The 26,533-nt window shown below is 38.0% G+C and carries 25 protein-coding genes and 1 other annotated feature; of the genes, 6 read left to right on the forward strand and 19 right to left on the reverse strand.

The genetic code is table 11. The features are described from left to right. Positions 1–46: 46 nt before the first annotated feature. The 5 genes from C9J31_RS22910 to C9J31_RS22930 form a co-directional block, all read right to left on the reverse strand. On the reverse strand, positions 47–2,491 hold the full coding sequence (locus tag C9J31_RS22910) for an ATP-dependent Clp protease ATP-binding subunit (protein ID WP_107925065.1): 2,445 nt from the start codon (positions 2,489–2,491) through the stop codon (positions 47–49). Further along, a complete protein-coding gene (gene mcsB / locus C9J31_RS22915) occupies positions 2,481–3,590 on the reverse strand; it encodes a protein-arginine kinase McsB (RefSeq protein WP_107925064.1) in 1,110 nt (369 codons plus the stop codon). Before mcsB ends, C9J31_RS22910 begins: the two co-directional genes overlap by 11 nt. Beyond that, the gene (locus C9J31_RS22920) at positions 3,587–4,132 is read right to left on the reverse strand and encodes a UvrB/UvrC motif-containing protein (RefSeq protein WP_107925063.1); all 546 of its coding nucleotides are present in this window, start codon (positions 4,130–4,132) and stop codon (positions 3,587–3,589) included. Before C9J31_RS22920 ends, mcsB begins: the two co-directional genes overlap by 4 nt. A gap of 13 nt (positions 4,133–4,145) precedes the next feature. Beyond that, positions 4,146–4,616, reverse strand: coding sequence for a CtsR family transcriptional regulator (locus tag C9J31_RS22925; RefSeq protein WP_054767893.1), 471 nt, complete (start codon positions 4,614–4,616; stop codon positions 4,146–4,148). Between the two features lie 273 nt (positions 4,617–4,889). After that, a complete protein-coding gene (locus C9J31_RS22930; protein WP_107925062.1) occupies positions 4,890–5,195 on the reverse strand; it encodes a DUF4870 domain-containing protein in 306 nt (101 codons plus the stop codon). Between the two features lie 127 nt (positions 5,196–5,322). On the opposite strand from C9J31_RS22930, the gene C9J31_RS22935 reads away from it, so the two are divergent. Beyond that, the gene (locus tag C9J31_RS22935; RefSeq protein WP_107950579.1) at positions 5,323–6,006 is read left to right on the forward strand and encodes a class I SAM-dependent methyltransferase; all 684 of its coding nucleotides are present in this window, start codon (positions 5,323–5,325) and stop codon (positions 6,004–6,006) included. Between the two features lie 212 nt (positions 6,007–6,218). Then, entirely contained in the window at positions 6,219–7,184 is a 966-nt protein-coding gene (gene corA, locus C9J31_RS22940) for a magnesium/cobalt transporter CorA (protein WP_107925060.1), read from the forward strand. Between the two features lie 36 nt (positions 7,185–7,220). On the opposite strand, the gene C9J31_RS22945 is transcribed toward corA, so the two are convergent. Then, the gene (locus tag C9J31_RS22945) at positions 7,221–7,430 is read right to left on the reverse strand and encodes a hypothetical protein (protein WP_054767892.1); all 210 of its coding nucleotides are present in this window, start codon (positions 7,428–7,430) and stop codon (positions 7,221–7,223) included. Positions 7,431–7,753: 323 nt separating this feature from the next. On the opposite strand from C9J31_RS22945, the gene C9J31_RS22950 reads away from it, so the two are divergent. Further along, positions 7,754–9,064 carry a globin-coupled sensor protein gene (locus tag C9J31_RS22950; protein ID WP_107950578.1) on the forward strand — a complete coding sequence of 437 codons (1,311 nt, stop codon included), beginning with the start codon at positions 7,754–7,756 and terminating at the stop codon, positions 9,062–9,064. 74 nt (positions 9,065–9,138) lie between these two features. On the opposite strand, the gene C9J31_RS22955 is transcribed toward C9J31_RS22950, so the two are convergent. The 5 genes from C9J31_RS22955 to adh form a co-directional block, all read right to left on the reverse strand. Further along, a complete protein-coding gene (locus tag C9J31_RS22955) occupies positions 9,139–9,618 on the reverse strand; it encodes an acyl-CoA thioesterase (RefSeq protein WP_107925058.1) in 480 nt (159 codons plus the stop codon). Positions 9,619–9,685: 67 nt separating this feature from the next. Further along, positions 9,686–11,113: an aldehyde dehydrogenase family protein gene (locus C9J31_RS22960; RefSeq protein WP_107925057.1), complete on the reverse strand. Its 1,428-nt coding sequence runs from the start codon at positions 11,111–11,113 to the stop codon at positions 9,686–9,688. A gap of 42 nt (positions 11,114–11,155) precedes the next feature. Further along, positions 11,156–12,124: a DUF4003 family protein gene (locus C9J31_RS22965; protein ID WP_107950577.1), complete on the reverse strand. Its 969-nt coding sequence runs from the start codon at positions 12,122–12,124 to the stop codon at positions 11,156–11,158. 389 nt (positions 12,125–12,513) lie between these two features. Next, the gene (locus C9J31_RS22970; protein ID WP_107950576.1) at positions 12,514–12,876 is read right to left on the reverse strand and encodes a DUF779 domain-containing protein; all 363 of its coding nucleotides are present in this window, start codon (positions 12,874–12,876) and stop codon (positions 12,514–12,516) included. A 21-nt stretch (positions 12,877–12,897) separates the two neighbouring features. Continuing rightward, a complete protein-coding gene (gene adh, locus C9J31_RS22975) occupies positions 12,898–14,418 on the reverse strand; it encodes an aldehyde dehydrogenase (protein WP_107950575.1) in 1,521 nt (506 codons plus the stop codon). 243 nt (positions 14,419–14,661) lie between these two features. Here adh and rluF point away from each other — a divergent pair, with 243 nt between their 5' ends. After that, a complete protein-coding gene (gene rluF, locus C9J31_RS22980; protein WP_107925054.1) occupies positions 14,662–15,363 on the forward strand; it encodes a 23S rRNA pseudouridine(2604) synthase RluF in 702 nt (233 codons plus the stop codon). Positions 15,364–15,385: 22 nt separating this feature from the next. Then, a complete protein-coding gene (locus C9J31_RS22985) occupies positions 15,386–16,105 on the forward strand; it encodes a DUF6904 family protein (RefSeq protein ID WP_107950574.1) in 720 nt (239 codons plus the stop codon). Positions 16,106–16,217: 112 nt separating this feature from the next. Here the strand turns inward: C9J31_RS22985 and C9J31_RS22990 are convergent, their stop codons facing one another. From C9J31_RS22990 to C9J31_RS23015, 6 genes are all read right to left on the reverse strand, one after another. Continuing rightward, on the reverse strand, positions 16,218–16,715 hold the full coding sequence (locus C9J31_RS22990) for a cupin domain-containing protein (RefSeq protein ID WP_107950573.1): 498 nt from the start codon (positions 16,713–16,715) through the stop codon (positions 16,218–16,220). A gap of 167 nt (positions 16,716–16,882) precedes the next feature. Beyond that, positions 16,883–17,590 (reverse strand): ABC transporter ATP-binding protein, encoded by a 708-nt coding sequence (locus tag C9J31_RS22995; protein ID WP_107925050.1) that lies wholly within the window; start codon positions 17,588–17,590, stop codon positions 16,883–16,885. Then, positions 17,590–18,369, reverse strand: a complete 780-nt coding sequence (locus C9J31_RS23000) for an ABC transporter ATP-binding protein (RefSeq protein ID WP_107950572.1) — start codon at positions 18,367–18,369, stop codon at positions 17,590–17,592. Before C9J31_RS23000 ends, C9J31_RS22995 begins: the two co-directional genes overlap by 1 nt. Further along, complete coding sequence (locus C9J31_RS23005) at positions 18,369–19,304, reverse strand: branched-chain amino acid ABC transporter permease (protein ID WP_107950571.1); 936 nt, start codon at positions 19,302–19,304, stop codon at positions 18,369–18,371. The genes C9J31_RS23000 and C9J31_RS23005 overlap by 1 nt, the downstream gene beginning before the upstream one ends. A 13-nt stretch (positions 19,305–19,317) precedes the next feature. Further along, the gene (locus C9J31_RS23010; RefSeq protein ID WP_054767888.1) at positions 19,318–20,193 is read right to left on the reverse strand and encodes a branched-chain amino acid ABC transporter permease; all 876 of its coding nucleotides are present in this window, start codon (positions 20,191–20,193) and stop codon (positions 19,318–19,320) included. A gap of 205 nt (positions 20,194–20,398) precedes the next feature. After that, positions 20,399–21,622 (reverse strand): ABC transporter substrate-binding protein, encoded by a 1,224-nt coding sequence (locus C9J31_RS23015; protein WP_107950570.1) that lies wholly within the window; start codon positions 21,620–21,622, stop codon positions 20,399–20,401. Positions 21,623–22,113: 491 nt separating this feature from the next. Further along, positions 22,114–22,331: a binding site (T-box leader), on the forward strand. Between the two features lie 58 nt (positions 22,332–22,389). Here C9J31_RS23015 and proS point away from each other — a divergent pair. Beyond that, complete coding sequence (proS, locus tag C9J31_RS23020; RefSeq protein WP_107950569.1) at positions 22,390–23,826, forward strand: proline--tRNA ligase; 1,437 nt, start codon at positions 22,390–22,392, stop codon at positions 23,824–23,826. A gap of 133 nt (positions 23,827–23,959) precedes the next feature. On the opposite strand, the gene C9J31_RS23025 is transcribed toward proS, so the two are convergent. Then, on the reverse strand, positions 23,960–24,562 hold the full coding sequence (locus tag C9J31_RS23025) for a class I SAM-dependent methyltransferase (protein WP_107950568.1): 603 nt from the start codon (positions 24,560–24,562) through the stop codon (positions 23,960–23,962). 93 nt (positions 24,563–24,655) lie between these two features. Then, a complete protein-coding gene (locus C9J31_RS23885; RefSeq protein WP_238602153.1) occupies positions 24,656–26,527 on the reverse strand; it encodes a CotH kinase family protein in 1,872 nt (623 codons plus the stop codon). Between the last annotated feature and the right edge of the window lie 6 nt (positions 26,528–26,533).

The raw sequence follows: 26,533 nt of genomic DNA on the forward strand, positions 1-26,533 counted from the left end.
AAAATTTAGTGGGTACTTAAGTTCCATACTTCTATATGTTGAGGCATTATTTAGAAATCGAAACGCCCTCTTTTTTCTTCACCACAAACTCATCGTTCACATAATCGATAATAACTTGATTTCCTTTTTCAACATTGCCTTTAAGAAGCTCTTCCGATAGACGGTCTTCCACTTGTTTTTGTAGCGCACGACGAATTGGGCGGGCACCATATTGTGGATCATACCCTTCATCCGCGATTTTCTCAAGCGCTGCATCAGTTAACTCAAGCGAAATGTCTTGTTCTTTTAGACGTTTTGTTAAAGCGTTTGACATCATCGATACGATTTCTTTTAAGTGTCCTTTTTCTAATGAGTGGAAGACAATCATTTCGTCAATACGATTTAAGAATTCTGGGCGGAAAGCTTTTTTCAACTCTTCTAACATAGTGCCCTTCATATCTTTATGTTTCGACTCAGAACCACCTAAACTAAAGCCTAGATTTTTTTGATATTTTAATGCATCCGCACCAACGTTAGATGTCATAATAACAACCGTATTTCGGAAATCAACCACACGACCTTTAGAATCTGTTAAACGGCCATCTTCAAGTACTTGTAATAAGATATTAAAGACATCTGGATGTGCTTTTTCTATTTCATCAAGTAATACGACAGAATATGGTTTACGGCGAACTTTCTCTGTCAGCTGACCACCATCGTCAAAGCCGACATAGCCTGGAGGTGAGCCGACTAAACGTGAAGTCGAATGTTTCTCCATATACTCAGACATGTCAACACGAATCATCGCATCTTCATCGCCGAACATTACCTCAGCAAGCGCTCTTGCTAGCTCTGTTTTACCGACACCTGTAGGACCAAGGAAAATGAATGAGCCAATTGGTCGTTTTGGGTCTTTTAAGCCTGCTCTTGCACGACGAATTGCACGAGAGATTGCTTCTACTGCTTCGCCTTGACCAACAACGCGTTTGTGTAACTCCTCTTCAAGCTGTAAAAGTTTTGCTGATTCTTCATGTGCGATTTTCGCTACCGGGATTCCCGTCCACATCGATACAACCGCTGCAACATCATCCACAGTTACCTTAGATTCAGCTTTACCCTGTTCTTCTTTCCAGGTTTTGCGGGTTGTTTCAATTTCATCTTTTAACTTTTGCTCTGTATCTCTTAAAGAAGCTGCTTTTTCAAATTCTTGACCAGAAACAGCTGCATTTTTCTCGGAACGAACATTTTCAAGCTTATCTTCCAATGCCTTTAAGTTCGGTGGCACTGCAAATGAACGTAAGCGTACTTTAGAACCTGCTTCATCGATTAAATCAATTGCTTTATCTGGTAAAAAGCGATCCGAAATATAGCGATCACCCATTTTCGCTGCTGCCTCAATAGCTTCATCTGTGATTTTTACACGATGATGCGCCTCATAACGATCACGCAAGCCATGGATAATTTGAATAGCTTCTTCAACCGTTGGCTCATCTACTTGAATTGGCTGGAAGCGGCGCTCTAAAGCGGCATCCTTTTCAATGTATTTACGATACTCATCTAATGTTGTTGCGCCGATACATTGTAGCTCACCGCGTGCTAAAGATGGTTTTAAAATATTTGATGCGTCAATTGCACCCTCTGCACCACCCGCACCGATTAATGTATGCAATTCATCAATGAATAAGATAACATTACCTGCTTGGCGAATCTCATCCATTACTTTTTTCAAACGGTCCTCAAATTCACCACGGTATTTTGTGCCTGCCACAACCGTCCCCATATCAAGGGTCATTACTCGTTTATCACGAAGGATTTCTGGCACTTCATTATTAATGATTTGCTGTGCTAAACCTTCTGCAATCGCCGTTTTACCTACCCCTGGTTCACCAATTAAAACAGGGTTGTTTTTTGTACGGCGCGATAATACTTCGATAACACGCGTTATTTCTTTACTACGACCAATTACCGGGTCTAATGAGCCTTCACGTGCAATTTGTGTTAAATCACGCGCTAGGCTATCTAGTGTTGGTGTATTGGCAGCCTGTGCTGCTTGCTGTCCAGATTGTGCATTGTCATTGTTACCAAGTAACAATAATACTTGCTGACGTGCTTTATTTAAACCGACACCCGCATTGTTTAAGACGCGAGCTGCCACACCTTCGCCCTCACGAATTAACGCTAATAGTAAATGCTCGGTACCGATATACGAATGACCTAATTTACGTGATTCATCGACTGATAGTTCAATTACTTTTTTCGCACGAGGTGTATAATGCACGATTGGCCCAACATCCTCTGTACCTTTACCAACCAGTTCTTCAATACCTGCTTCAATCATTTGAGGGCTAATATCAATGGCTTCTAATGCCTTCGCTGCAATACCCCCGCCTTCACGAATAAGTCCTAAAAGAATATGCTCAGTTCCTATTGATTCGTGTTTCCAACGAATAGCCTCTTCCTGTGCAAGCTGTAATACTTTTTGTGCGCGTTGTGTAAAACGATTAAACATCATATGAATCCTCTCCTTTTCCCCCTATAGTAGGCTTACTCAAATTTTCTTGAAATAATGCCTCACGAAGCATCTTTGCTCGTACCCGATCACGTTCGGACGGTGGCAGTGCTTCACCTGCATAATGCTGTAAAAATCCAGGTTGCATACAGACTATACATTCATTTAACGTTGCGGCCTTTATGCCGTCAATCAATTGTAAATCTACCCCAAGGCGTACATTGGATAAGCAAGTTGCCGCTTCCTCACTCGTTAAAATACGCGCATGCGTCAGCGTACCTAAAGCTCGGTAAATGCGATCTTCTAAGGCAAGTTCCGCCTTATCCATCAACTTACCTCTTGCGTGCCGCTCTTTTTGAATAATTTTTTCAGCAACGCTTTGAATGTCTGCTAAAATATCATCTTCTGTTTTTCCTAAGGTAATCTGATTTGAAACTTGATAAACATTCCCTAAGTTTTCACTACCTTCTCCATATATTCCCCTAACTGTCATTCCTAATCGTGTCATGGCATTTATTATTTGATTCATCTGACCAGTTAATGTTAGGACTGGGAGATGCATCATGACAGAAGCCCGTAATCCTGTTCCAATATTCGTTGGGCAACTTGTTAAATAGCCAAAATTATCTCGAAATGCATAGGGGAGTACCCCTTCTAAGGCACGATCAATTTTATTGGCCTGTTCGTATGCCTTTTGAAGTTGAAAACTTGCTGTCATACATTGAATGCGTAAATGGTCTTCTTCATTCACCATAATGCTAATGGATTCATCCTCAGATAGCAGCATGGAGCCGACTAGCTCTTTTTTCGCTAACTGTGGACTAATTAAATGTTTTTCAACTAGGATTTGTCGTTGTAATGGTGTTAAATCTTTTATGGCAAAATAAGAGTACCTTTCATGGAGTTTAGGACTGTCCTGAATGGCGTGTGTCACTGCTTGCTCTACTTGTAGTGCTTCATCTTCTGAGAAAACTAGTGGGAAACGATATCCATCTAAATTCCGAGCAAGGCGTATTCGTGTACTAATGACAATATCAGAATAATCATCTTCTACTTGCATCCATACAGGCGTAGCCCGCTCTAAAAAAGGCTCAATCATCACGACACATCACCACCTTCGAATTGTAGCTGACTCTCAAGTTCCTTTGCCTCATCACGAAGCTTCGCTGCCTCTTCAAACTGTTCTTCGTCTACGGCATCTTTCATCCGTTTACGAATATCTTCTATTTGTTTTTTTATAACATAGACATTGCTATGAGCGCCTGGCATTTTGCCAATATGTTGAGGGCCAGCCTGAATACGGTTAAAGAGCTTTGGCAAATGCTCGGCAAAAGAATCATAACAGCCTGGGCATCCGAATTTGCCCTCTTTTAAAAAGCGCTTATACGTAAATCCACAGTGTGGACACGTTTGTTGTTGGGTTGGTGCTTGTTGCTTTTCACCAACTTTTTGTTGCCATGTCGGTGAGCCGAACCAATTGGAAAGTAGTTGTTGAATTGAAACCGGTTCTTGCTTAAACTCCGCATGAAATGGATGGAACTGCGAAGCGCAGACGTCACAATAATGATGTTCCACCTTCTGACTATTTTGAACTTGTGTTACTGTTACTGTCGCATTGCGCTGCTTGCAATGTTCGCATATCATTTCCATCACCTCTTTACTTTTGCTTTTCGTATTTAATGGTCGTTAACATCGCACGTAGAATTCTCGCACGAATGTTATCCCGTAAAGGTAGTTGTAAATCTAATGTTGAGCGATCAACTGCCGCTAACATTAATTTCGCTTCTCGTTTTGAAATTACCTGCTCGTCAATTAAACGATAAACTAAATCTTCTGCTACTGTTTGCGATGCCCCACTTTCAATTTGCAAGAGTACATCATCAATCAAATCAATTTGTGAGTTTGCACGGACACGTAAAATTCGAATGTATCCACCTCCACCACGTTTACTTTCAACAAGGTAACCACGTTCAGCTGTAAATCTTGTATTAATTACATAATTTATTTGTGACGGTACACATTGAAATTTATCAGCAATTTCACTCCGTTTAATTTCAATATGCCCTTCTCCACCTAATTCAAGTACTTGCTTTAAGTAGCCTTCTATGATGTCTGAAATATTACGCATTTAGGAATACACCTCGCTAACTACACTGACTTTGACTATCTTTGACTATCTTTGAGTATATTATACAGAACGCTTGAAAATAATTGCAATTAATACGCACATTGAAAAGGATTAAGTGTCATTATGCCCTAAAGTACGTTTTATCATCAGCAATCGTGGCACGACACTTCACGGATGGGAGTTGTGCTACAGAATTCATGTTTATATCTACCCTTTCCACCTATAGAAAAAACGCAAGCATATGCACCTAGCATATACTTGCGTCTATAAAAATTATACCCAGCGACCAACAATTGGATAACGCCAAGGCTCGTCAGATATAGCCTTCACAATACCGATAATTGGGACGATAAAAGTCATAATACCGAAAATTAGTAAGAACGGTAAACCGATTAACACAAAGCTTAAAATACCGGCAATTGCAATTAATACCCACATTACAATTTGGAACAGCAATGCCTGAATAGAGATTCCCTTTACTTCTTCATCAGTACTAATTAAGAAAAATAAAATCGGTACTAAAAATGGTGCAAAAAACGCACTAGCATGTATGATTACCTTAGACCATTTTGTTTCCATATATATCATCAACCTTCCTTTTTAATGTCTTTTGCTATTTGTACTACTATTTACGGACCTATACCCGAAATAGTTTCATACACATATAAATTTTTCTAATTTTTTTTGAAAGGCATGTGATAACACGATGGAATTTAATAACATACTCGCAAACGAATATGAAAAAGGTATTCGACGTACATTGCCTAGCTATGATGCAATGTTACGTTTAACACAAACCTTTTATCGAGCGAACTTGCCTGAGGAAGCTACGTTTTTAGTACTTGGCTCAGGAAGCGGTAATGAAATCTTACAGTTCGCTGAACAAAGACCTCGCTGGTCCTTTGTGGGGATAGATCCTGCACAAGCAATGCTACAGATTGCTGAAGAACGCTTAAAATCATTACCTAATAATATTTCCTTTTGTCACGGTACTATACTTGAAACATCGCTACCATCAACAAAGTTTGATGCTGCAAGTTGTATACTAGTTCTTCATTTTATCGAAACATATGAAGAGAAACTTGCGACATTAAAAGAAATTGTGAAGCATTTAAAACCTGGAGCTCCATTTGTCCTTGTATCTAAATATGGGTTGCTTAACTCAACTGAAACCGAGTTACAGTTTGACTTATGGCGTGCCTATTGGCTACAACACACAAAACTTTCAGCCGTAGAAGTGGCTAATATGGAGCAATCCATTCGCGCTCTGTCGTTTATGCAGGAAGAGGAAATTTTATCTTTGCTACAACAAGCAGGCTTCACACAGCCGTCCAGATTTTTTGCTACAACATTATTTGCTGGTTGGGTATGCTATAAAGAGAAACCTTAATAGTTGGGGATAAAAATTCGCGGAGTAAAACCTAACGAAATCCCCATCAGTAGGAACTAGCGACCGATAGCGACTTTTAATTAATAAATTTAATTGGTTACAATCGACTGAATAAATACAACCACATTTCCATAAATGCCCCGTTTGCGGATGTTTGAAGCAGCGGATTTAACATCCATTTATATAGGAGAAATAGAATTGAGGTGAATGCCGTGATTCGCACAATGGGCATTTCGAAAGATCAGCAATTATTAAAAGGATTTCCGCTTGAAGATATTAAAAATAATAATTTTGAATGGTTTTGGGTTGATTTTAATTGCCCAACTACTGCAGAAGAATTATTACTCGATACGTTTTTTCATTTTCATCCACTAGCCATTGAAGATTGTTTAATGCGTTTACAACGGCCAAAGCTCGATTTTTATGATGATTATCATTTTTTCGTTATTCATAGACTTAATGAGGAAACACTAATAGCTGAGGAAATAAATATCTTTGTCTCTGATAAGTTTATCGTTACTTTCCATAAAAACCAGGCGCCTGAAATAGATAAGGTGCAAAAGCTTTTAGAAGATCAACCAAAGAATTGGGAACGTGGCACTGTATTTCTAACCTATCAGACAATTGATAAGATTGTCGATAGCTATTTCCCACTTGTCTATACAATCGAAGATCATCTTAATGCACTTGAAGATGAACTGACATATCAAAACAGTTTAAATGCGATGCAGATAGTATTTGAATTTCGTAGTGACTTACTGCATTTACGAAGAACCATATTACCAATGCGGGATCTTTTATATCGTATCCTAAGTTCTTACCGCTTCGCATTAAAAAAATCCGAACGAGCCTATTTCGGTGATATTCACGACCATTTAGTCAAACTTACAGAGATGGTTGAATCTAATCGTGAGCTTACAGCAGACATGCGGGATAGCTATATGGCGATGAGTTCTAGCCGCATGAATGGCATTATGATGACATTAACTATTGTGTCTACGATCTTTATACCGTTAACATTTATTGCAGGTGTTTACGGAATGAATTTTGATATTATGCCAGAACTCCATGGTCAATATAGCTACTTTATCGTTCTAGCTATTATGCTATTAATCGTAATCTTTATGCTGTCGTTTTTTAAATACAAAGGTTGGTTCAAACTATTTAAACCCAAATAAAGAGGCATCTAGAAACTTCCTAGATGCCCTTTATGATTAATACGGCCCTCGATCATCGATTTTATTTTCCCCTTGCTGTGGAAATAAAAAGTATGCAAGCACACCAGAAACTAATGTTGCGCCAATCGTAATTAAAAGTTGATCTAAATCCGGTACTTCGGCATAATAATTGTTTAACATATAAACTGAACCGATAGCGACAACCACCATGACAGGGATGACAAACTTAAAACGCTTCTTCTCCATGTAATGTCTCCTTTTAGCAAATTATGTTGATATTTCCACGTACAATTATTAATTAAACTAAACAGTTCGTATTTTACAGGTTTGTCCTGTGGAATTCAAATTGCTTTTTTATTCTAGAAAAAAATATTTCATGACTTTTAAACGACAATCCCTTGAAATTAATGCAAAAAAAATAGAAATAAACTAAAATTTTAACCATATTTGCCACTAAAAATAGTAGAATAGAGTAAATACCAGATATTTCGCAACTTTACATTCCTAGCAATACGAAGACACTTTAATGAATATTTATTATGGATTTATTAAGAATGGAGCAGACAACCATGAGTTGGTTTACAAAAAAGAACAATTCTAGCTACTCAATTTTATTATCACCCGAAGATTATAAGCATAATGTACAATTAGATATTGCTAGCCACCCAAACCTTCAAAAGCAATTGCAGTTATTAGATTTAACAATTGAAGATTTAGCGATAATTAAGCAACTTCAGCCTTTAGCTAAGGACTTAATTCCTAAAATGGTCGATCAATTTTATGCAGCTATTAGTTTAAGCCAGGATTTATTAGATATTATCCATAAAACTTCACAAATTGACCGTTTAAAAGTTACATTACATAAACATTTAAGTGATATTTTCGAAAGTCATATTAATGATTCTTACATTAACGAAAGAAAGTCAATAGCCGAGACACATGTGCGGATTGGTTTACAATCTAAATGGTATATAGCTTCATTTCAATCATTAACTTCGACATTTGGAAACTTTGCCAATGAATTAGATATATCTAAGCATGATGCGCTACGCGCTATTAATGCTTTCTGTAAAATCATTAACTTTGAGCAGCAGCTTGTTATTGAAGCATACGAAAAAGAAGAAGAACGCATTCGTACAGCAGCAGATGCAACAAAACATTCACTTGTTACAACCATTCAAAGTACAGCAGAAGAGTTAAATGCTATTAGTGAGGAAACAGCTGCCTCTTTAATGGTTATTTCTGCACAAACAGATGATATTGCTGTAGCAACAAAGCAAGGTTTGAGCTTTGTTGAAGATACGAAGGAAAAATCTAGTCGAGGCCAACAACAACTACAAGAGCAAAATGATTTAATACATGTCATTTTACAAAGTGTAAATAGCCTTGAGGTGACGATGAACCAATTACGTACATCTTCACAAAAGATTTCTGAAATTGTAGGGCTTGTTACAGGTATTGCAGATCAAACAAATCTATTAGCATTAAATGCTTCCATTGAGGCTGCTCGTGCTGGTGAGCATGGTAAAGGCTTCGCTGTCGTAGCAGAGGAAGTTCGTAAACTTGCTGAGGAAACAAAAAATGCCGTACAAAACGTTTCGCATCTTATTAAAGAAACCGAAAGCAATATTACAACAATGGCGAGTTCTGTTATCAATGTCGACCAAAAGATTCAACATAGTGTAGATACACAAACGAGTTTATCAAAGTCATTTAATGATATTGCAGATGCTGTTACAGGTATTCAGCAACAATATGTCAATACCGCTCGTGATATTTCTGCCATTTCAAACTTAATTACAGAGCTGTCACAAGGTGCCACACTTGTTTCCTCATCATCTGACTCATTAATTAATGTAGTGAATGAATTAAATATCTAACCCCTTCTAAACTAAAATGCTCTACTACAAAAATAAAGGGAAATTGACCTCCATGTGTCAATTTCCCTCTTGTTTTAATGTGCTAAAGCACGCTTTTGCTTACGGTGTTCCCGTCGTGCAGGGCCTGTTTCAAACAGACGTTTTTCTGCATCAGTTTCTGGAATAATGGCCGGAATAGCCTTGGGTTTACCTTTTTCATCTACTGCTACCATTGTCACGAAAGATTCCGTCGTTAGCTTCTCTTCACCTGTTTCAATATTACGTGAAATCACCCGCACATAAACCTCCATGGAAGAACGCCCCGTAGAAGAAACAATGCTTTCAATTTCTAAAATATCACCTACATGAGCTGAAGATAAAAAATCAACCGAATCAATAGAGGCTGTTACAACATGCCCTTTTGCATGTTTCATCGCTGTAATTGCAGCAATTTCATCAATATAAGCTAACACTCTCCCACCAAAAATGGAATTGTGATTATTTGTATCAGGCGGTAATACGAGACGCGTTTGAACCGTACGTGATTGGCTCATCGGAACAGCGTTGTTTGTCATAGTTCTAGTAACTTCCCTTCATGTATGTTCTTCCGTCATCGTATCGTACAACAAGATTTGATGCAAACTAGAATGATTTTTTCATGGCAATAAACTTCATATCTGTCATTTCTTCAATTGCCCATTTAATACCTTCGCGGCCATAACCACTCATTTTCACGCCGCCATATGGCATATTATCAACTCTGAAAGTTGGAATATCGTTAATAATAATAGCTCCTGCTTGTAATTCATCCGCTGCACGTAATGCATCGGGCAGTACATTCGTATATATTCCTGCATTTAAGCCAAGTTCCGACTCATTCACTAGTCGAATAGCGTCGTCTAATGTTTCATATGAAACAATTGAGACGATTGGTGCGAATGTTTCCTGGCAAACTATCTTCATATCAGCGGTCACATGCGTCATAACGGTTGGTGTTAATGTGCGTTCTGTGAATGTTCCACCTGTGGCTATGATAGCTCCTTGCGCCTTTGCTTCCTCAATCCACTCTCGAATACGTTGTACCTCACCAGGATTTATCATGGCACTGACATCTGTATTTTTATTGAGTGGATCACCTACGATTAATTTTTCAGTTTCTTTTACAAATGCAGTCGTAAATTCATCAATAATCGAGGCATGAACATATATGCGCTGCAATGAAATACAAACCTGTCCAGCAAAGCTAAACGCGCCGCTGACACACCGCTTTATAATTTTATCTATTGGTGTCGACGGCTCGACAATAACTGCAGCATTGGAGCCAAGCTCTAATGTTACTTTGCGCAATCCTACTTTTTCTTTTATGCTCAGTCCAACCTTGCCACTTCCAGTGAATGTCACCTTCTTAACAAACGGATGTGTCACGAGGGTATCACTTAACTCTCCTCCACTACCAGTAACAATTTGTAATGCACCCGCTGGTAGACCTGCTTCTTGAAAAATTTCCGCCATCACGATTGCACTTAACGGCGTTTGGGTTGCGGGCTTTAACACCACTGTATTACCTACTGCAAAAGCTGGACCTAATTTATGTGCTACTAAGTTAAATGGAAAATTAAAAGGTGTAATAGCAGAAATCACACCAAGTGGCTCACGCTTAGTCCAGCCAATGCGGTCTCCAGCCCCTGGTGCAGCATCCATAGGCACAGTTTCACCCATTGTTTGCTTTGCTCCCTCAGCGGCGAATTGATATGTCGCTATTGTACGGTCAATTTCAGCTGAGCTTGCCGATAAAGGTTTTCCCGCCTCTTGCGCTAAAATCTCCGCTAATTCTTCTTGACGATGTCGCATAATGTCGACCACTTTATATAAAATTTCGGCACGTTCATAGGCTGTTGTTTTCCTGAACGATAGAAATGCGTCCTGTGCACCTTCTATTGCTCGTTCAACATCTTGAACGGATGCCTTTGCAATCTTTGCAATCACCTCACCGCTATAGGGTGATTTTAAATCATATGATTCCTTTGTGTCTTGCCACTGGCCATTTATCCAAAGCATTGTTTCCTTCATCTTCAAAAGCACCTCCGAAAAATAATTTTCTTCATTAGTTTATCACGAAGAGCCCGAATTTGATGCCACAGCAGCAGCCGTAACTGCCGCCATCATTGCAGCCTGCTGCGCTTGTATTAATAACTCGATAGATGCCATGATGGACATTGATAATGATTGTTGCACCTTCGCCATATCAAAAATAGCAATTTGTATTGCCATAAACAGCACAAATTCACGATGCCATTTTAATAATTTCATACCCTTTAATTCATGGTACAAATCCGTAATTTGCAGTATTTGCGCATTATTCACTTGAAGAATTGCTAAGAATCCCAATAATGGATAGTGCATTGTTTTTACTTTTACATCTTGTTTTTTTAATGTGTCACGAATAGTACCAACACTTGGCACAAGGTTATTATCATATTGTGGAGATAAAAACGTCAGTACCTGTGATAGCCATTGTAATTCATTGCCTGCATTGAAATAATACGAACGTAACTCTTTATAATAACGATTCATTGTTTCAGCACGTAGGACAACGTCATCTGTTGGGTTACTTAATAATACTGCATAGGGAATATCATCAAAAGAGGTTAAAAATCGATGATGTTTGCGAATCGCTTCATACAATGCACGTGCTGTTTGTGCGTGGGCTTTTTTCTCACTTTCGATTTTTGTTAGAAACTGAGCACCTATAAAATTAAAATTCCCGCTTTTAAATTTTGCTTCTTTTAATATTTTTTCGTTTACAAGTATATTTTTTACCGCTTGCTCGATATCATCCTGTTCCATTATGTTAGCAGCTATACTGTACCCTATGGTCGTTCTTAGTGGAGACATCCAAGACGTTTGCTTCTTTATCTCTTGTAACACTTCTTTATATTTTAGCGCGTCAAAGGTTTTGCCTGTCGCTACATATGTACTGGCAATAGCTAATACGATTTTTCGATCAACTGACCAGCCAGCAACCTTCGCTATGTCCTCCACCGTTTGTGTAAATTGGTTTTCAATTATAACAATATCCATCTTTCACACGCTCCTTTTTACTATTTACGTAATATTTTGTCGAAAAGATTCAATCATTTTGTAACAATTAACATAAAAAGTAAACTTAAATTAATGTATGTGACTAGGTTTTATATGGTTTAATAAAAATAAATCAATATTTAATGGGGGATTATGATGATTGAACGGACGACTAAAAAATCGTTATTCACTGAAACCTTACAAGATCGAATACAGCTTTTTTTACTATTACGTAACTCTCAAAATAATATTAATTTACATAAACTCTTTCAGAAAAATTAGCATAGAAAAACAGCGAAAAACTTCAATGGTTTTTTCGCTGTTTTTTAATTTTCAGACTATTACACCTTAACGTACTACTTCCTGTACAATAAAACGTTTGTGAAACATTACTGAATCAAGCCCAATTCTTTTAACTCTGCTGTGGAAAAAGCCCTTGATCTTGTTAAAAACCGTTTACCTTCAACGCCTTCAAGTGAGAACATACCACCTCTACCGTCTACAACGTCTAAAATAATTTGTGTGTGCTTCCAATAATCATATTGGTTCTTATGCATATAAAATGGCGCACCACCAATCTCACCGAGACATACATCTTGGTCACCCAGTATTAGGTCTCCCTCCGGATAACACATTGGAGAGGACCCATCACAGCAGCCACCTGACTGATGAAACATAACCGGTCCATGTTTTTCTGTCAATAATTCGATTAGTGCTAGCGCTTCTTCTGTTGCCAATACACGTTCAACCACGCCTTCGCACCTCCTTACTGATTAGAAGAAACCTAGTTTGTTTTCGCTGTAGCTAACTAATAAGTTTTTCGTTTGTTGGTAATGTGATAGCATCATCTTATGTGTTTCACGACCGATGCCTGACATTTTGTAGCCACCGAATGCAGCATGTGCTGGGTAGGCATGGTAGCAGTTTGTCCAAACACGTCCTGCTTGAATACCTCGACCGAAACGATATGCAGTATTCATATCACGTGTCCAAATACCAGACCCTAAACCGTATAATGTGTCGTTTGCAATTTCTAACGCTTCTTCTTTGGTTTTAAATGTTGTTACTGCAACAACTGGCCCAAAGATCTCCTCTTGGAAAATACGCATTTTGTTATGTCCTTTGAAGACAGTTGGCTTAACGTAGTAGCCGTTTTCAAAGCCTTCACCTACATTATTTTTCTCACCGCCAATCAGACACTCAGCGCCCTCCTGTTTACCAATATCTAAATAAGAAAGGATTTTTTCCATTTGCTCACTTGAAGCCTGTGCACCCATCATCGTATTCGGGTCCAGTGGGTTTCCAACTTTAATGGCTTCTACGCGGTGTAGTACACGTTCCATAAACTTATCGTAAATTGATTCTTGAATTAATGCACGGGAAGGACATGTACATACTTCTCCTTGGTTAAGAGCAAATAATACAAAGCCTTCCACTGCTTTATCTAAAAAGGCATCATCTTCATCCATAATATCTTCGAAGAAAATATTTGGTGATTTTCCGCCCAATTCTAACGTAACGGGAATAAGGTTTTGTGAAGCATATTGCATAATTAAACGACCTGTTGTTGTTTCACCTGTAAAGGCAATTTTGCCAATACGTGGATTGGATGCAAGTGGTTTCCCTGCTTCTAAACCAAAACCATTCACAACATTTAGTACACCTGGTGGCAATAAATCACCAATTAGTTCAACTAATACCATAATAGAAGCTGGTGTTTGCTCAGCTGGCTTTAACACTACACAGTTTCCGGCAGCAAGTGCTGGTGCTAGCTTCCACACAGCCATTAGTAACGGGAAGTTCCAAGGGATAATTTGACCGACTACCCCAATTGGCTCATGGAAGTGATAAGCAACTGTATCATTATCAATTTGACTTAACGAGCCTTCTTGTGCCCGTAAAGCTCCCGCGAAATAACGGAAATGATCAATTGCTAGAGGGATATCTGCATTCAATGTTTCACGTACCGCTTTTCCGTTATCCCATGTTTCGGCAACGGCTAATTTTTCTAAGTTTTGTTCAATACGGTCTGCTATTTTAAGTAAAATGTTTGCACGCTCTGTTGCAGATGTTTGGCCCCATGCATCTTTTGCCGCATGTGCTGCATCAAGTGCATGTTCAATATCCTCAGCAGTTGAACGCGCTGCTTGTGTAAAAACTTGTCCAGTAACAGGAGTAACATTATCAAAGTATTGGCCTTTCACCGGGGGTGTCCATTCTCCACCAATGTAATTATCATATTTTTCCTTGAATTGAACTACCGATCCTTCAGTGTTTGGAAATGCATAAACCATTTTACTTCTCCCCTTTACACAAAATAATGAGAAAATATCTATAAAAATCGCTATTTTATATCGAAATAACGATATTTTCATAGAAACCCTCTTACACAATATACTGTCAGAAAAGAAAAATAATTTCAACTTTTTATAAAATATTTTCCAATGAAATTATTTTTGCTAGAAAAGCATCTAGAATTCACGGTGTATCTAACGATAATGTATACTTAAAGTAATATTAATGTATAGGAGAACTGTATGCGTATTAATAAATATTTGAGTGAAACTGGTATTGTATCACGACGCGGTGCTGATAAATGGGTAGAGGAAGGTAAGGTAACCATTAACGGGGAGCTTGCAACAGTAGGAAGTCAAGTCGAAGCAGGTGATCTAGTTTGTGTAGACGGCAAAGAGGTAAAGAAAGAAGAACAACTGGTATATATTGTGTTAAACAAACCAGTGGGCATTACAAGTACAACTGAGCAACATATAAAAGGAAATGTCGTTGACTTTGTTAATCACCCTTTGCGCATTTTTCATATTGGGCGTCTCGATAAAGAATCCGAGGGATTATTATTGCTGACAAATGATGGTGATGTTGTAAACAAAATATTACGTGCAGAAAACCATCACGAAAAAGAATATATTGTTCAAGTCGATAAGCCGATTACAGAGCAATTTATCACAAAAATGGGGGCAGGTGTTGATATTTTAGATACAACCACTCTACCTTGCGATGTTGAAAAAATTTCCGATAAAGTATTTAAAATTATTTTAGAGCAAGGTTTAAATCGCCAAATTCGCCGTATGTGTTCCACACTTGGCTACTCTGTCAAAAGGCTACAACGTATTCGTATTATGAATATTAAGCTCGGTAATCTAAAGATTGGACAGTGGCGTGATTTAACTGACAAAGAACGAACAGAACTATTCAAACTACTTAATTACACACCGAAATAAAGCAGTTAAGGGGGATAGAGCCATGCTTTCCATTCAAAGTACCGAACAACTGACAGGAGCACGGATTAGTGGGGACTTTTGGGATTTAGATCAACTCATAAATGCGATTTATAAAGTAACTGGAGATGAAAATAGATATTACGATTACCAAGGTGCGCGGCAGCGAATCCTTGGTATTTGCTACAATCTTCGCCATGCGGCACAAGGCGACCATCAGCTTGAATTTGTTAGTAATGGACTTACGAAAAGTGTCCTTACTCACCATAAAATCATTTTTCCAAATAAAAATGTCTATTATGTAACGGAGGTGCTTTGGCCGGAGCTTATTTTTACAGCCATTGCCTTAAATGATTTTATCCGCTTGCACCAGGAGCTAATCGATTCTTCAGAGTGGAATATTTATATTGCAACTATTCGTAAATTCCAAGCGACCGTTGCTGAGTGCTTAGAGCAGGAGCTTGAGGATGATGAATATTTAGTATTTTTAAGAATGCTTCATACGAAAAGCCCTTTAACTTTCCGTTACGCTACACAATATGTAGACATACTGAATTTAGAATACATAGATTTGAATACCGAGGAACGCAAGGCTCATTTAGCAGCCTTCGCTCTTCGATTAATGCTTGAAGACGATGAATATATAGCGCTCAAATCGCAGCTGATGGAAGCTGCGAAAACGACCAAAAAAGCACTACACGAGATTCAAATTAATGCAAACTACCCAGAAGAAATTTTGTGGTAATTCATAAGGTCGTTCAATCAGTAAAAAGCAGTTAATTTCAACATTCTTTCACGCTAAGTTTGTTTAACGCGCAACAAAAAGCCAACTCAAAGTACTTCGAGTCGGCTTTTTGTTATTTAATTGCCTTGTAAGCCATTTTGCGAATGACAGCTTCATGCTGCGGATAATCTGCAAGGAGCTCATCTTGTGTAAACAATTCAAAATCTGTAAAATCAAAGCCCGGAGCCACCATACAACCTACTAAACTAAATGTATTAGCATCCTCTACAGACGAGCCAAAAATTGTGTTTTTTGGTACAGCCACTTGCGGTACCTCCCCTGCCTCCATATTTAATCCTAGCTTTTTGGCTTCATATGAACCATCAGGGTATACCATATGGACAGTTAATGGACTTCCAGCATGGTAATACCAAAGCTCATCTGATTTTAATCGATGTAAATGGGATATATCCTGTGAACGTAGTAAAAAATAAATGCTCGTATAAATTGGTCTTTTTACATCCCTTACAGCCATTTCTTCAGCAGATCTAAATGAAGAAATATAGTAACCTCCCTCTGGATGCTCTGCTAAATTTAATTTATCAATAAAATATTGTGCTGAATACTGCATATACCTCACTCCTTTCTCCCACCTTACCAAAAAATTTAGGTCAGGCGCTAGCGCTATCCGTTGTTTTAGCTACTCTATTCATCATTTTCGCCGTTCTATCCGTCACGTTGCCATTTCAAAAAACGAAAGGAGGTATCTCAAATGAATTCGAGACACCTCCTTTTCTATTACAGACCACCCAAATATGCTGCTTTTACTTGCTCACTTTCTTGTAGTTCTTTTGCTGTACCAGATAGAACAATTCGACCTGTTTCAAGTACATATGCACGGTCCGCTACTGATAGCGCCATATTTGCATTCTGCTCCACAAGAAGTACTGTTGTACCTTCTTTATTGACCTTTTCAATAATATTGAAGATGTTCTTCACCATTAATGGTGCCAGACCCATCGAAGGCTCATCCATTAAAAGTAACTTCGGCTTTGCCATTAAAGCTCGGCCCATCGCAAGCATCTGTTGCTCTCCACCGGATAATGTACCTGATTGCTGCTTACGACGTTCTTCAAGACGAGGAAATAGCTCAAATACATGATTCATATCCTTTTTAATACCCGCTTTATCATTACGAAGGTATGCGCCAAGCTCTAGATTTTCCTCTACTGACATATTGGCGAATACGCGACGGCCTTCTGGTACATGTGAAATACCTGATTTTACAATCGTTTGTGCAGCCTTCCCCGCAATCGAGAAGCCTTCATATTCGATAATTCCGCCCTTTGGTTTTAGTAGGCCTGACAATGTTTTTAATAATGTACTTTTACCAGCACCGTTTGCACCGATTAACGTTACAATCTCACCCTCGTTTACTTCTAAAGAGAGGCCCTTTAATGCTTGGATGTTTCCGTAGAATACATCAATATTTTGTACTTTTAGCATTAGCTGATAACCTCCTCACCTAGGTAAGCTTCAATTACCTTTGGATTGTTGCGAATTTCCTCTGGTGTCCCATCTGCAATTAATTGACCGTGATCGAGTACGTAAATACGTTCGCAAATCCCCATTACTAAGCTCATATCATGTTCGATTAGCAGTATGGTTAAACCGAACTCTTTACGAATGAATGCAATTAACTCCATTAGATCGTGTGTTTCTTGTGGGTTCATCCCTGCCGCTGGCTCATCCAGTAATAGTAACTTCGGATTTGCCGCTAATGCACGTGCAATTTCTAGTCGACGTTGCATGCCATATGGTAAGTTTTTCGCAAGCTCATCTTTATAAATGTCTAAACCAAAGATCTTTAAGAACTCAAAGGATTGCTGTTCCATCTCCACTTCCCCTTTAAAGTGACTTGGCAAACGGAAAATTGATGCCCACATGGAGTGTTTCGCAAGCGAATGGTTTGCTACTTTTACATTATCTAAAACTGATAACTCTTTAAATAGACGGATATTTTGGAACGTCCGGCTAATTCCTTTTTGTGTAACTTGGTAAGGTGCAAGTCCGTTAATTATTTTTCCATCAAATGTTATGGTACCTTCTGTAGGCGTATACACCCCTGTCAGCATATTAAAGCTTGTCGTTTTACCAGCACCATTTGGCCCTATAAGGCCGACCAATTCACCGTGATTCAGGTACATATTAACGCCCTGTACAGCCTTTAAACCACCGAATTGAATGCCCATGTTTTCAACTTTGATAAGAAGGTTTCCAGTCATTATTTTGTACCTCCTTTTTTACCAAACTTGAATAAGTCTGTAATTTCTTTTGTCCCCATTAATCCTTTAGGACGGTATAGCATGACAATGATTAAAACCAAACTGTAAATAATCATGCGTGTTTCTGGGAAGTTCGCCAGGTATGTTGAAACGAACGTTAAGAAAATCGCCGCAATAACAGAACCAGAAAGACTGCCTAAACCACCAAGTACCACGTAAATTAAAATATCAAATGATTTTAAGAAACCAAACGTTGTTGGTTGAATAATGTAGAAGTTATGTGCAAAAATGGCCCCTGCAAGACCTGCGAAGAATGAACCAATCGCAAATGCTACAACTTTATAGTAGGTTGTGTTAATACCCATTGCGTCCGCCGCAATCTCATCTTCACGTATTGAAATACATGCACGACCATGACGCGATTTTGTAAAGTTTGTAATCACTAAAATTGTTAACACCACGCCTACAAATGCATAAGTCCAAGTCGATAAGTACTTAACCTGCATGCCCGCTGCGCCACCTACATAATCCGTATTTAAAAATACTATACGAATAATTTCTGCGAAGCCGAGCGTTGCGATTGCTAAATAGTCCCCTTTTAAGCGTAGCGTTGGAATACCTACGATTAAACCAGCTACTGCTGCTGCAAGCGCCCCTAAGAAAATAGCTAATGGAAATGGCAGCATGAGCTTTGTTGTAATAATAGCTGAGATATACGCACCCACCGCTAAGAAACCTGCATGCCCTATAGAAAATTGACCAGTAACCCCAATTACAATGTGCAAGCTGACTGCAAGCATGATGTTAATACACATTGTGATTAACATATTTTGATAGTAAATATCAATAGTGCCGGTTGTAATAAGCACCTGTATAATTGCATAGATGACTAGCGCTAATACAGCATAGCCCCAGAAAACTTTAGACTTCTTCATAATTACCGCTCACCTACACTTTCTCGCGGGCGTTTTTACCAAAGATACCCGATGGTCTGAAGATTAAGATTAAAATTAAAATAACGAATGCCGCTGCATCGCGCCATAGAGAGTAACCAAGTGCACTTACCATGGATTCCACGACACCTAATAACATGCCACCTACCATTGCTCCTGGAATAATACCGATACCACCAAGAACCGCAGCGATGAACGCCTTAACCCCAGGAATAACACCCATTAATGGATCAATTTTTGTATAGTACACGCCGAAGATAACACCAGCAGCACCTGCTAAAGCAGAACCAATTGCGAATGTCGCTGAAATTGTATTATCCACATTAATACCCATCAGACGAGCTGCATCTGCATCATGTGATACTGCACGCATTGCCTTGCCGATTTTTGTTTTATGTACGATGAATTGTAAAAGAATCATCAGTACGACAGCGACAGATAATATTAAAATCGAGGTACTGCTAATTTGAACCCCAAAGATATCAAATGTTCTATTTTTAAATACTTCAGGATATGCCGCCGGTTGCGCACCTCTAAAGAAAATAGTCGTATATTCGATTAATAGCGATACACCAATCGCTGTAATTAATGCAGCAATACGCGTTGCATTTCGTAAACGCTTATATGCAATCCGTTCAATTAACACACCAAAGATTGCGCAAATTGCCATTGCCAATAATAAAGCTGGGAAAAAACCAAGCTCCCATTTAGCAATTGCATAGAAGCCAATAAATGCCCCAATCATAAAAACATCACCGTGGGCAAAGTTAATTAGCTTTATAATACCGTATACCATCGTATACCCTAACGCTATTAACGCGTATATACTACCGAGTGAAATACCATTCACAAGCTGCTGTATCCATTCCATGAGCGTTCACTCCTTTTAAATTTTTTGAGGAATGCAAAAACGGGACGTATTTCTACATAATTTAGTGAATGCAGAAAAACTCGTGTCCCTCGTAAACAGTTATTTCCGATTCCTTATGCTAGAATCTATGCTTTTTTATCAGTCTAGTTGTCTATGAAGCATAAAAAGGGAAGGCGAGTTTGCCCGCCTCCCCCCTTGCCAAAAGTTAAGGATTTACTTTAGAGTTGAACACTTGTTTACCGTCTTTAAATTCAAGAACTGTTGCTGTTTTAATTGGGTTATGGTTTTCGTCAACTGAGAATGTACCTGTTACTAATGACAGGTCTTTTGTTTCCGCTAATTGATTTTTAATTGCTTCGCCATCAGTAGAACCTGCGCGCTTGATAGCATCTGCAATATAGTAAATAGTGTCATAGCCAAGTGCATTGAATGCATCTGGTGCTTTGTCACTGTTAGCTGCTTTAAATGCTGTTACAAAATCTTGGATTTTTTGATCAGGATCTTCTGCAGAATAGTGGTTGGTGATAAACGTATTATTAAGCGCATCTGCCCCAGCTAACTCTACTAAAGTTGGAGAATCCCAACCATCAGCCCCCATAAGCGGTACTGTAATACCCATTTCACGTGCTTGTTTTACAATCAATCCAACCTCTTCATAGTATCCAGGGATAAAGATGAAGTCAGGGTTGGCTGCTTTAATATTCGTTAATTGTGTACGGAAGTCTGTATCTTTTGCCACATAAGCTTCCTCTTTAACAACGGTACCGCCATTTTTAGTAATCGTTTCTTTAAATGACTTTGCTAAACCTTTTGCATAGTCAGAAGCATTATCTGCAAAAATAGCTACATTTTTCGCATCAAGTTCTCCAGCCGCAAAGTTTGCTGCTACGATCCCTTGGAACGGGTCGATGAAGCATGTACGGAATGCATATTCATTGACACTACCATCATCATTCACTGTGATATTTGGTGCCGTACCTGACCCAGTAACGATTGGAATTTTGTTGTTATTCGCAATTTGTACTGTTGCTACTGTGTTACCAGAAGTAGCTGGCGCTAGCATTGCTACTACTTTATCTTGTGTTGCTAATTTAATAGCAGCAGCAGTTGCCTCGGAGTTCTCTGATTTGTTATCTACTTTAATAAGCTCGATTTTCTTACCATCAATACCGCCAGCATCATTAATTTCTTTAACCGCCAGCTCTGCACCCACACCAATTGAAGATCCATATGATGCTACGTTTCCTGAAAGCTCTAAGTTAGCACCTATTTTAATAGTATCACCGTCAGATGACCCACCACCTGATGATGATCCGCCTCCTGAACTTGTCGAATCGTCGCCTGCACCGCAACCAGCAAGTACGCCAGCAAGAAGTGAAGAAGCGACTAGAAGTGAACCGAACTTTTTAAGCTTTTTGTTCTCTTTCATAATTAATTCCCCCTGAAAATTCTCAAATATTAGATATTTCAGATAATTATAAACAATTAAATGCATTTCCTCAATAGCAAAAATAATTATTTATAACTATCTAATTTTGAAACTAAATATTATTCATTTAAGCCTTTTACATTGTAAAACATTCTTTAAATTTAGTCTAGAGTGATTTTTCAGTATAATTAGTTTTTTAAGAATTATCTATTAATTAATAGCGATAGTTAGTACAAAACGATCATTTAAATTTGTTAAATTTCGTATAAATAATCGTTAGTGACATAAAAAACCCACCCTTTTTTTGAAAATTGATTCATCTACATATAAAAGACTCTAAAAAAACAATCTAAAATACCCCTCGTGCAGGAAATATTAACAGTCAATTTATAATTAAAAATGGCTTATGTATTTTATTTCCGGGAAAATAATAAGGGCTTGCTCTATGAAATACTTGTATTATTTTGTATCATTTGTTAAGCTATCAAAAATATATTTCAATGATGTGACCAAGTAAGTAAAAGAAGTGTTACAGAGAGTATAGTAATTGCTGAGAGCTATGCCATTATTCTTTACTGAAACCTACCACGGAGAAGTTATGAAAACATAACCGGTTCGTTTCCGTTATAAAACGCTAGAGAGTTTTATATATTTATAAAACTAAAAATAGGTGGTACCACGTTTGTTAAAGCACAAAGACGTCCTTAGTTAGAAGGATAGCTTTGTGCTTTTTTATTTACATTATTAGTAAGCAAGGAGGAGCAATTATGACGATTCAGCAAAATGAGTTTACAAAATGGTATATTGAAACAATTCAAAATGCAGATTTAATGGACTATACACCTGTGAGAGGTTGTATAGCATTTAAACCTGACGGCTATGAGATATGGGAGCATATTCAAGCCGAAATGGATTATCATTTTAAAGAAACCGGACATCGCAATGCGTATTTTCCAATGCTAATTCCTGAATCATTTTTTCAAAAAGAAAAGGATCATATAGAAGGTTTTTCACCTGAATTACCGTGGGTTACTGAAGTTGCTGGAGAACAATTAGAAGAGCGCTTAGCGTTGCGTCCAACATCTGAAACAATGATAGGTTATTTGTATTCAAATTGGATTAAAAGTTATCGCGATTTACCATTATTACTGAATCAATGGGCGAACGTTTTCCGCTGGGAAAAGAAAACCTTACCTTTTATACGCACTTCAGAATTTTTATGGCAAGAAGGCCATACAGCTCATGCTGATGAAGAAGAAGCACGGCATGAAACATTACAAATGCTAGATATTTATAAGAAAGTAGTAGAAAATTTGCTAGCAATTCCTGTATTTGATGGCACAAAAACCGAATCAGAGCGTTTTGCAGGCGCAATCGATACATTTTCAATTGAAGCGATGATGAAAGATGGAAAAGCTGTACAAGCAGGGACATCTCATTATCTTGGCACAAAATTTGCAGAGGCATTTAATATAAAATATTTAAATAAAAACAACCAACATGACTATGTTCACACTACTTCTTGGGGCACATCTACTCGCTTAATAGGTTCTGTTATTATGGTACATGGGGATGCGCGAGGATTGGTTTTACCACCAAAAATTGCACCAACCCAAGTCGTATTAATTCCAGTTGGGCCATTTAAAAAGCATCCTGAGATCCTAGAGAAGTTAGATGACCTATATAAGGTATTAAAAGCTAAAGGAATTCGTGTGAAATTAGATGATTCCGATTTAACACCGGGGTTCAAGTTTAATAAGTGGGAACAAAAAGGGGCATCACTTCGTGTAGAATTTGGTCCTCGTGATTTTCAAAACAACCAAGTAGTAATAAAGCTACGCGATGAAGAAGAAAAAATAACAGTTGCGCTTGATCGATTCACGGATGTCATTGAGGAAGAATTAAATGTAATGCAAAAGCGTCTACTTGAAAAAGCTCGACAATTTCGAGATGCCAACTCACATGTAACAATTGATTCGCTACAACAGTTACAAGATCATATTACACAGAGCAAAGCCAATAAAAATATTCCTGGGTGGATTTTGGCTGGATGGTGTGGCAGCAATATTTGTGAGCAAAAAGTAAAAGATGAAACAAAATTTACATCGCGAAATATTCCATTTAATCCACCAATAAAAAAATCGAATTGTATTTATTGCGGGAACGAGGCAAAACACACAGTTTGGTTTGCTCGCGCATACTAAATACATTGGCACCCTTACTTCTTATATAAAAAATCCCTCTAGCTAAGCTTGTAGCTGGAGGGATAAAAATTAGTGAAATTGTGCTCTATGAACACACACTCCAAAAGCTTAGGGATGGGATTGTAGTCACATGCTAAGCTTTTTTTAAGGCAAAAACGCAAAGTCGTTCATTGACATTTGTTTCATTTTCTAGATAGACCTCGTGGAGTAATTCAAAAGGGGTACCCTGATGTAAAAATTGTAAGTAATCATACGGTGGATAATATAAAATAATATGAACTTCACGCCTATTCCGCTCATATGATTCCCATATATTGTGAATGACTGTCCGAAAAATATTGATGGAAAACGGGTTAAAAAAGAAAAACACATTGTCTTTTGGTTTAATAGGGTATGCCTCTGCAATTGAATGAACAAAGGAAATTGAAGCTCGTGAACCCTTTCTTTTGCGGTAGCTTTCCTTATTGTGCTCCGCCTCTGCATAGAAACCTGCGTCCATTTCGATACCTACCGTTGGAATATGGAACTTATCGTTTATATAAATTGGGACACGCCCTTTTCCACATCCTATATCGACAAATACCGGATTTTTAGGTAACTCATACTGCTGAAATAGTTGGTCAAGTCCTGTATATGGGGTAGGTTCATAGCGATGGTAATGGGCAAGTTTTGGAAAACCATATTGATCGCCTACCGTATTAATATGCAAATATTTATCAAATTGTTGATCATTCATAACTTTGTAGGACTCCCTCGAAAAATGAATGCTTTATTTTAGCATGTGAAGCGCTAAAAACCATACCCTAAAGTTTCGGATATGGTTTATTTTTTATATGCCTCTTCGATTGAAACGGAAAACAAATGTAAGTGCTAGAAGTAATACAATACATAAAACACCTGACATAATGGTTGTATTCTTATCAATCCCTGATGGTTGTACCACTTGTTCATTACCTTTGTTGGGACCTATCTTGCCACCTACTTGCCCTTGCTTATGAATGTCTCCATCTTGATTACCCTCCACATTCATTTGCGGGGGTCCTTGGGGCATTTGTGATGGATCAAAGTCTTCTGGTAATTGAGAGTCAAATTTAAACGCAAAATCCTCCGGAAATGGTTCTCCCCCCTGCATATCGTTGCCTGGGTTCGCTTCTATGACTAATTCACCTGAGAGTTGCTTTAAAATAGACGCTGACCGTTGTTTAGCAAATTCAGGTAGGCTATTCTCTCCTTGTACACCCTCTAGAAATTGTGCTGTTGTTGAAAACTTAGTTGGATCCGCTTCTACATACGTTGTCAGCAAAGCAGATAATCCATTCGTTATATTCTGGAAATATTCCTCTGTTAAATACTTTTTCGCTAGTTCTTCCAAATAGTTTTCATAGACCTTACGATATTCGTCATTTGAAAGAAGCACGTTTAATAAAGGACGCTCTTCTAACGTCACACCAAACACTGGATCCTTTATGCTAAAGTTAATAGCACTATCCGACATTAAGTTGGATGACATATCCATGTTCATAGTACCTTGTGGAAGACCTCCATTTTGTTGTGAACCATCCTGTGGCGTGCCATCATCTTGATTAAGATTATCTTGACCAATATTCCAACCGTCTTGATCATTTATCGGCGGTGGTGTATCGCTAGCTGGAAATTGTTGTTTTTGTTGAATAGTATCCTTGTTGACAATAGAATTAGCTGGATCCATATTCTGCATTTCAAATGTTTCACTACTATCAATTGATTCGTTTGAGATTTTTACCCCACCAGCCGTTTTTATATCTCCACCAAGACCTCCAAATGACATATTATAATCCCATGGAATAATTGAGAATACACCCTTATCCTCATACAAATAGTAATTGTGCTTCAATCTCCCTTGATAGCTATCTAAATTTACAATAGCAGTGTTGACAGCAAAATATCGAAGCATTTCATCGACATCGATATATTTCTCAATTTCACCGTCATTATTAATAGCATCTAGCATTTCAACTAATTTTGACTTGTCAATATTTCCCTCATTTGTTTTTAAGTTTATTCCCTTATAATCTGAGATATTGTCACTAATATATTGCAAATCACTGCCTACACCGTCTGGCTTGAAGAGGAAACCACTATTTGAACCGTAGTTATTTGCGAGAAAAGTTTCATCCACTGCTTCTACACCTAAATATAAACCACGTTCCTCACCATTAACTGTAATGTACATATACGAATGTGCCGGAGTTGGTAGCCCCATTTTTTCCATTAATTCATATGAAATGTATTCACGCATTAATGTTGAATCACTATAGTTATTGTTTAAATTCATTTTTTTTAGGCCCAATAGGCTCTTTGTATGATCATAGTAGTCAAAGTCAATTTTTAAACTATAACGATTTGAATCGCTATTAACTACTGAACTCAGTGAGATATTGCCTTTTGTACGAATAGCTACGTTTTCAACTCTTTTCCCATTCACAGTGATATTTGCTTGCTTAAATTCCTCTTCCTCAGCATTTTCAAGCATATCTTCCCAATCTTCTTCAGCGATTTCAATGTCTACTGTTGTAACTTTATTCTTATTAAAAACAAGTGTTTCATAGGAAAATTCATTGCTTTTTGTTTTTATTCCTATATTCGGGAGTATTGCTAACATCACGATAAAGAGCGCGAGTAGAATTGCCATACATGAATAAACAACTCGGTTTTTAATCATAATGTG

Origin of the sequence: Lysinibacillus parviboronicapiens (assembly GCF_003049605.2) — a bacterium.
GTDB lineage: Bacteria > Bacillota > Bacilli > Bacillales_A > Planococcaceae > Lysinibacillus > Lysinibacillus parviboronicapiens.

Coding starts and splice junctions, on each gene's coding strand:
- C9J31_RS22910 (WP_107925065.1), bottom strand. CDS start 2,491: ATGATGTTTAATCGTTTTACACAACGCGCACAAAAAGTATTACAGCTT.
- C9J31_RS22920 (WP_107925063.1), bottom strand. CDS start 4,132: ATGATATGCGAACATTGCAAGCAGCGCAATGCGACAGTAACAGTAACA.
- C9J31_RS22925 (WP_054767893.1), bottom strand. CDS start 4,616: ATGCGTAATATTTCAGACATCATAGAAGGCTACTTAAAGCAAGTACTT.
- C9J31_RS22930 (WP_107925062.1), bottom strand. CDS start 5,195: ATGGAAACAAAATGGTCTAAGGTAATCATACATGCTAGTGCGTTTTTT.
- C9J31_RS22935 (WP_107950579.1), top strand. CDS start 5,323: ATGGAATTTAATAACATACTCGCAAACGAATATGAAAAAGGTATTCGA.
- C9J31_RS22945 (WP_054767892.1), bottom strand. CDS start 7,430: ATGGAGAAGAAGCGTTTTAAGTTTGTCATCCCTGTCATGGTGGTTGTC.
- C9J31_RS22950 (WP_107950578.1), top strand. CDS start 7,754: ATGAGTTGGTTTACAAAAAAGAACAATTCTAGCTACTCAATTTTATTA.
- C9J31_RS22955 (WP_107925058.1), bottom strand. CDS start 9,618: ATGACAAACAACGCTGTTCCGATGAGCCAATCACGTACGGTTCAAACG.
- C9J31_RS22960 (WP_107925057.1), bottom strand. CDS start 11,113: ATGAAGGAAACAATGCTTTGGATAAATGGCCAGTGGCAAGACACAAAG.
- C9J31_RS22965 (WP_107950577.1), bottom strand. CDS start 12,124: ATGGATATTGTTATAATTGAAAACCAATTTACACAAACGGTGGAGGAC.
- adh (WP_107950575.1), bottom strand. CDS start 14,418: ATGGTTTATGCATTTCCAAACACTGAAGGATCGGTAGTTCAATTCAAG.
- rluF (WP_107925054.1), top strand. CDS start 14,662: ATGCGTATTAATAAATATTTGAGTGAAACTGGTATTGTATCACGACGC.
- C9J31_RS22985 (WP_107950574.1), top strand. CDS start 15,386: ATGCTTTCCATTCAAAGTACCGAACAACTGACAGGAGCACGGATTAGT.
- C9J31_RS22990 (WP_107950573.1), bottom strand. CDS start 16,715: ATGCAGTATTCAGCACAATATTTTATTGATAAATTAAATTTAGCAGAG.
- C9J31_RS22995 (WP_107925050.1), bottom strand. CDS start 17,590: ATGCTAAAAGTACAAAATATTGATGTATTCTACGGAAACATCCAAGCA.
- C9J31_RS23000 (WP_107950572.1), bottom strand. CDS start 18,369: ATGACTGGAAACCTTCTTATCAAAGTTGAAAACATGGGCATTCAATTC.
- C9J31_RS23005 (WP_107950571.1), bottom strand. CDS start 19,304: ATGAAGAAGTCTAAAGTTTTCTGGGGCTATGCTGTATTAGCGCTAGTC.
- C9J31_RS23010 (WP_054767888.1), bottom strand. CDS start 20,193: ATGGAATGGATACAGCAGCTTGTGAATGGTATTTCACTCGGTAGTATA.
- C9J31_RS23015 (WP_107950570.1), bottom strand. CDS start 21,622: ATGAAAGAGAACAAAAAGCTTAAAAAGTTCGGTTCACTTCTAGTCGCT.
- proS (WP_107950569.1), top strand. CDS start 22,390: ATGACGATTCAGCAAAATGAGTTTACAAAATGGTATATTGAAACAATT.
- C9J31_RS23025 (WP_107950568.1), bottom strand. CDS start 24,562: ATGAATGATCAACAATTTGATAAATATTTGCATATTAATACGGTAGGC.
- C9J31_RS23885 (WP_238602153.1), bottom strand. CDS start 26,527: ATGATTAAAAACCGAGTTGTTTATTCATGTATGGCAATTCTACTCGCG.